This window comes from Chamaesiphon sp. OTE_75_metabat_556 (assembly GCF_031378165.1).
Classification (GTDB): domain Bacteria; phylum Cyanobacteriota; class Cyanobacteriia; order Cyanobacteriales; family Chamaesiphonaceae; genus Chamaesiphon.
On the sequence record NZ_JANNDR010000373.1, the window covers coordinates 1 to 5361 of the forward strand.

Sequence of the window (5361 nt, forward strand, 5' to 3'; positions counted from 1 at the left end):
CGTCTAGCCATAACGGTTATAGCAGGTTGGACTTTTTGAATATCGCCTGTTTTATCGATCTGTGAAAAGTCGGTTCGACGAGAGCGAGTCTGGGAGCCAGTCTCCAACACGAAGGTTTTAAAATGGATAAAGTCGAGCTAAGCTTCTCATCTAAGATTAGTTTTTAACCAATCGTGGAAATTGCTGGCATAGAGCAGTAAAGAGTGGTGATGGCTTGCTAGCTTGTAATCGATCGCCTTGTTGCCAGTTAAACCGATTCCATAAGAAAGGGGCTTCATATTCGGCAGCTAACCATAATAACTTTTTAGCTCTAGTAATCGCCACATATAATAAGCGCAAATCTTCACCCTGCTTGAGATAATTAGCTAGTTTCCAGGCTGCTTGTTCTGATGGAATCGATTGCTGATGGAGATGGGCGCGAATCTTGGCACGAGCGACTTCGGAGAGGGTAAAATCGCCTAAAAATTTAGCACCTTGGGGCGTCCACAATTGGCCAGGGATGCGATCGCTTAAAAATGGAATAAAGACATAATCCCAGTCCAATCCTTTGGCTTTGTGCATCGTAATAATCGTCACTTGTCCTGCTGCTGTATAGCGAGATTCCGAGCCATCATCGATATTTTCAAAGCCCTCAGTCGTGACAATTTCTTGGAGGACTTCCATCGTGGCATAAACCGAAGTCCGCCCGTAGGTTTGCAGCGCGATCCGATCGGCTAACTTTTCAGCAGTCGCCAGTTCGCTAGCTTGATAGTTCAATCGATCGCCTAAATAACTAATCAGTTGGTAGTGGGGTAATAGCAGCCGCGCGCGTAATAATTCGCAGCAAATTTCTCGCGCCCTCAATACTGTGGCTGTTTGGGGAATTTCTAAAACACTCGGATATAAAAATTGTTCGGGAAAGACTGCGAGTGCATCGATATCTTGAGCTTCAATTAGTTTGCGATCAAGTAAAACTTTGAGGACGGCTTTGAGATAGTCGGGTGAATGGGGGCGGGTGATAAACTGCAATAAGACCAGCATTTCACCGGGAATCTTGGAGGTGCGATCGCCTTCACCAGCTTCATAGAGTTTGATTTCTGGGTGCAAGCGGTGCCAATCTGAAAGCCTGTCAAAAATAAACTTCGCCTGCCGATTTTCGCGGACTAAAATCGCCGCATTGGCAGTTGGATTGGCTTTAAATAAGGTTGTTAGCCGTTGTTCGATCGCCAGTACGGACGCATAGACATCGTGGGGTGTATGTAATTCTACCCCACCATCTTGAGCGATCGGATTGGGCTGGGCATCGCCAGGTGAAACCGGACGGATCGTTTGCAACCAAAACACCGATTCGGGTGTTGACTGACTCTCGGCAATTGTGGCTTCCGCTGTTGGCGGAGGCGGTTGGAGATAGCGATTGCCCCAGTCAAGCACAAAGTTAGCCGCGTCCATCACTGTCTGAGTACTGCGTCCAGCTTGTTCCATTTTTTCGAGTCGCGAAGTCCCCCTGGTGACGATCTCGCTGCACTCTTGGCAAAATTCCCGAAAATAGCGCGGATCGGCGGGTGTAAAGGTGGAGTTGATCGCTTGATTGGGATCGCCAACCCGAATCAGATTGGGCTGTAAATCCGATCGATTGGGGATGCCTGCCAATTGACGTAAGAGCTGTTCTTGTAACGGGCTAGAATCCTGGGCTTCGTCTTCAAATACAGCGTAGACTTGTTGCTGCCACAGTTGGCGGGCAGATGAGTCTCTCATCACCCGCAAGGCTCCGGCAATCATCTCATCATAGTCAGAGTAGCTTTTACTTACCAACAACTCTTGATAAGCCTCATACAGTCCCGCCCCGATCCTCAAAATATCATAGCGATCTGGATCCAATTTGGCGATCTGCCACAGCTCTGCTGGCGATAAGCCCGAACTTTTGGCTTCGCGGACGGCAGTAAATGCCAAGCTCGGCAAGATTTCTGTCCGCAGTACCGATTGCCGCCGCAGACGTTCGGTTTCTTCCCCATCGAAACTTTCGCCTTCGAGTAAGCACCGATAACTATTGGGGTAACGACTCAACCAAGTTTGGACAGTATCTTCAATCAGTTGATGATTGCTCGATGGCATCACCAGCGTCCGCTCGCTCAAATCTAGCTGTGATAAGTCTGGATGCTTGCTGGCGATACTCAATGCCAAGCTATGAATAGTATTGACGCTATAACCGATCGGTGGCAATCCCAATTCTTTGAGACAGCTTTTAATTTTATCCTTAATATTCGCCGCCGCCGATCGCGTGAGGGTGACAATTATCAATTGATGGCGTTGGTGCAATTTGGCACGAGCGATCGTTATCGCCGCCGCAACCGCCATGCTATGAGATTTTCCGGCTCCTGGCACTGCCGATACCGCCAGTAGCCCACCCTGCCAATCTGCCAGCGTCCGCTGTCCACTGCGCAATCCTTGCCGCCAACCAGCAATAGTTTCAGCTTGAGATCTGGTGATATTGTCCGATCGATCGGCAGTCAGCATGGAGATAGTAGAGCGAATGACTTTGGTCTATAGCTTAACAATTTAGCAGGATTAGCAGATCTGGACGCAGAAACGGCGGTAATTGCGATCGAGTATAGAGATTAGATCGTTGCTCGATTTCTATGCCTGTTTTTCCCACTGATAGCGAGCAAAGCTTGGTTTATAACCCATCACTTGCCCGTGCAGTTGCCAGATTTCCAATGGGGGCTGGAGTTCCATGAGTCGATAGGTAATCCAGCCGCGCTGGTAACCCCGTCGTGCCATGACTGCCAAGAGCTGGTTGTAGACGCCGAACCAATCACTGAGTGATGTTGGCGGTGGTGCCGTTCGGTAATTAGTGGGTTTAGTTGCAGCAAAATGACGCGTGAGCTGCTCGTAAGCACTATTGATCGCCACCATTGTCTCATGACTACCACCACGATCGGGGTGATGATTGGCCGCAGCATGGCGATAGGCGGATTTGATTTGAGTTAGGGATGAGTGGGGCAATACGCCGAGAATTTGATAAGGGTTCATGCCTCATGGAATGATGTGCGACGCCAATTTTCTACATCTATGGTGTATTTTACTCGATCGATCGGTTTTCAAGCTAAAGAATCGATCTTTTTCAAATACGTGCAGCTAATGAAACTGTATCGCTTCAACTATAATTTTTGAGAAATCCAACCTTTCAGTACTGCCTTACCAACATTGAGATATTTATCTTCTAAAACAAGTTCATCAATTGCTGTCTCTCCACTCGATCGCCATGCCGCAATAACTCTTTGTTTCAGTCCTGGCTTAGTAGCAATATTAATGTAAGTAATTTTTTCTGCTTCATCGGTAGTTGGATTTGTTTCCTCTAGCTGTTTAAGCAGTCGTTTCCCCCCGATTCCAGGCAAAGGTGTCGCGCGGAGCGGTCGATTTTCTGGGGTTTGTCTTACGGCATCTACTGCACCAGAACTAGGCTACACTCTAAATATGGAAGATTCTAGGTTGTCCTATGAGCTATCAAAATATTATTACGATCGAGCCAGGTAAGCGAGGTGGAAAACCTTGTATTAGAAGGATGCGAATCACCGTATACGATGTTTTGGGGTGGCTAGCGGCGGGAATGTCTCAGGCAGAAATTATCGATGATTTTCCAGAATTGACAGCGGCAGATATCAGAGCTTGCCTAGAATTTGTTGCAGATAGAGAACGTCGTCTAGTGGCTGTAGTGGGTGCGCTTTGAAACTACTATTCGATCAAAACTTGAGTCGGAAGCTAGTTAATCGTCTGTCCGACATTTTCCCCGAATCTAGCCATGTTCAGTTTCGAGGATTGAGCGAAGCTGATGACAGTGAGATTTGGGAAATTGCTAAAAGCAAGGGCTTTTGTATGGTTACTCAAGATGCTGATTTCGCGGATCGTAGTCGCTTGTACGGTTCCCCACCCAAAGTAATTTGGTTGAGATGTGGGAATGCTCCCACTACTGAGGTGGAACGAATCCTTCGTGCTGGAATAGAGGCTATTCAAGAGCTAATTGACAGGGATGCGATCGATTGCCTCGAATTGTACTAAGTACATATACGCTTTACAGTATAAACATTCCATAATCAACTTTTAGAACTTTGACGCATCCGATCGATAAATTCAGGATAATTATCGAGATCTTGCACAGTTAATAAAAAATCAATATTAACAACCCCTCAAATCGGTCATAGTCAGGATTTTATCACCATGACTTTCTCGCCACTGTTTAACAAACTTGATATGGTCTAGACTTGGATCGGCGAAAAACTCTATTACTTGTTTTTGAAACCAGCGAGTCGATGATGGTTTAATCTCTCTAAAAGCTCTGTGCCATTTCTTAGAGATTTTTAGCTGTGCATTGGGGCTATTAATCTCATATTTGATTGGGAGATCCATAGACCTTGCCGCTAATAATAAAGCACCATTGCAAATTTTGTGCTTAACAAATTTCCCATCTCCAGCCGGAGACAGGGACGATCGAATCTTAACCCACCAACTCTAAGCCCCGTTTGCAAATAGCTTCAGCAGTGATGCCATTAAATGCCATCAATTGACCCGCAGTAGCAGTAGTTTCGCCGCGCTTCCAGGCAAAAGCATCGCGAGGTGAATTTGATCGATTCTTTTAAACGCGGGCAGCTAAAGAAACCGTATCGCGATCGAGAACAGCAAGTGCATCTTGAATAGTATCGACTTCTTGAGTTTCAAATAGTGATTCCCCGCATTGTTCGCATACCCACGCCGGAATAGCATCCCACGAGATATGATAACCATTTCTGTCAATGCTAAAAGGAGCTGTTCCTCTTCTCATCTGTGCTTTACAGTATAAGCATTCCATCTTAAAGTCTCTCTCTAAAATCGGGTGTCCACTAAATTGGATTGGGAAGATATGTGGTGATAATAGCTAAATATTCATCCTTGGGAGCGCACACAACGTGAATGTAGCGATTGTCCATTACACAACCTAATATCAAACAACTATGACCTCTGGCATCTTCAGGGTAATCCTCAATCACCTCACCTGTCATGATGACATCTTTAACGTCTTTGGTTGTAATCATTCGATCTGGGCGAGACATTTGCCGAATCGTATGCGGCAGAAACAATAATTGTTTGTCTGCTGCTACTCCCTTCCCGCTTAAAGAGTAAAGAAAAGGGTATAATTATCAAGAAGTGAGGAGAATATGAATGAATCTGAGTCAAAGATTGCGTGAGTCCAGTCTAGATAAAAAGCAATGGCAGCGACTATCGGCAATAAGATATCTAAGTGAAGGAAAAAGTCGAGCAGAAGTAGCACAGCTATTGGGATGTACGGATTTAACTCTAGCTAAATGGATTGGGAAATATCTAGAGACAGGGTTAGAGGGGCTGGTAGAG

The 5361-nt window shown here is 46.0% G+C and carries 8 protein-coding genes; 3 read left to right on the forward strand and 5 right to left on the reverse strand.

Annotated elements, in window-relative coordinates; genetic code table 11:
- Positions 1 to 156 precede the first annotated feature (156 nt).
- The 3 genes from RMO27_RS15005 to RMO27_RS15015 all read right to left on the reverse strand — a co-directional run bounded on the left by RMO27_RS15005 (position 157) and on the right by RMO27_RS15015 (position 3374).
- Positions 157 to 2493, reverse strand: a complete 2337-nt coding sequence (locus RMO27_RS15005; RefSeq protein WP_309733897.1) for an ATP-dependent helicase — start codon at positions 2491 to 2493, stop codon at positions 157 to 159.
- A gap of 120 nt (positions 2494 to 2613) precedes the next feature.
- The gene (locus tag RMO27_RS15010; RefSeq protein WP_309733899.1) at positions 2614 to 3009 is read right to left on the reverse strand and encodes a DnaJ domain-containing protein; all 396 of its coding nucleotides are present in this window, start codon (positions 3007 to 3009) and stop codon (positions 2614 to 2616) included.
- Positions 3010 to 3137: 128 nt separating this feature from the next.
- Positions 3138 to 3374, reverse strand: coding sequence for a hypothetical protein (locus tag RMO27_RS15015; RefSeq protein WP_309733902.1), 237 nt, complete (start codon positions 3372 to 3374; stop codon positions 3138 to 3140).
- Positions 3375 to 3475: 101 nt separating this feature from the next.
- Between RMO27_RS15015 and RMO27_RS15020 the strand changes: the two genes are divergently transcribed.
- Both RMO27_RS15020 and RMO27_RS15025 read left to right on the forward strand, forming a co-directional pair.
- On the forward strand, positions 3476 to 3706 hold the full coding sequence (locus tag RMO27_RS15020) for a DUF433 domain-containing protein (protein WP_309733904.1): 231 nt from the start codon (positions 3476 to 3478) through the stop codon (positions 3704 to 3706).
- On the forward strand, positions 3703 to 4035 hold the full coding sequence (locus RMO27_RS15025) for a DUF5615 family PIN-like protein (RefSeq protein WP_309733908.1): 333 nt from the start codon (positions 3703 to 3705) through the stop codon (positions 4033 to 4035). Before RMO27_RS15020 ends, RMO27_RS15025 begins: the two co-directional genes overlap by 4 nt.
- A 574-nt stretch (positions 4036 to 4609) precedes the next feature.
- Here the strand turns inward: RMO27_RS15025 and RMO27_RS15030 are convergent.
- Together RMO27_RS15030 and RMO27_RS15035 are read right to left on the reverse strand one after the other, a co-directional pair.
- Positions 4610 to 4822 (reverse strand): YgiT-type zinc finger protein, encoded by a 213-nt coding sequence (locus RMO27_RS15030; protein ID WP_309733911.1) that lies wholly within the window; start codon positions 4820 to 4822, stop codon positions 4610 to 4612.
- Positions 4823 to 4853: 31 nt separating this feature from the next.
- Positions 4854 to 5090 carry a DUF4258 domain-containing protein gene (locus tag RMO27_RS15035; RefSeq protein WP_309733913.1) on the reverse strand — a complete coding sequence of 79 codons (237 nt, stop codon included), beginning with the start codon at positions 5088 to 5090 and terminating at the stop codon, positions 4854 to 4856.
- A gap of 82 nt (positions 5091 to 5172) precedes the next feature.
- Between RMO27_RS15035 and RMO27_RS15040 the strand changes: the two genes are divergently transcribed.
- A partial coding sequence (locus tag RMO27_RS15040; RefSeq protein ID WP_309733916.1) for a helix-turn-helix domain-containing protein occupies positions 5173 to 5361 on the forward strand: 189 nt, incomplete at its 3' end.

What these genes read in the sequence shown, in the direction of transcription:
- RMO27_RS15005 (WP_309733897.1), bottom strand. Translation starts at nt 2,493, where the DNA reads ATGCTGACTGCCGATCGATCGGACAATATCACCAGATCTCAAGCTGAA.
- RMO27_RS15010 (WP_309733899.1), bottom strand. Translation starts at nt 3,009, where the DNA reads ATGAACCCTTATCAAATTCTCGGCGTATTGCCCCACTCATCCCTAACT.
- RMO27_RS15020 (WP_309733904.1), top strand. Translation starts at nt 3,476, where the DNA reads ATGAGCTATCAAAATATTATTACGATCGAGCCAGGTAAGCGAGGTGGA.
- RMO27_RS15030 (WP_309733911.1), bottom strand. Translation starts at nt 4,822, where the DNA reads ATGGAATGCTTATACTGTAAAGCACAGATGAGAAGAGGAACAGCTCCT.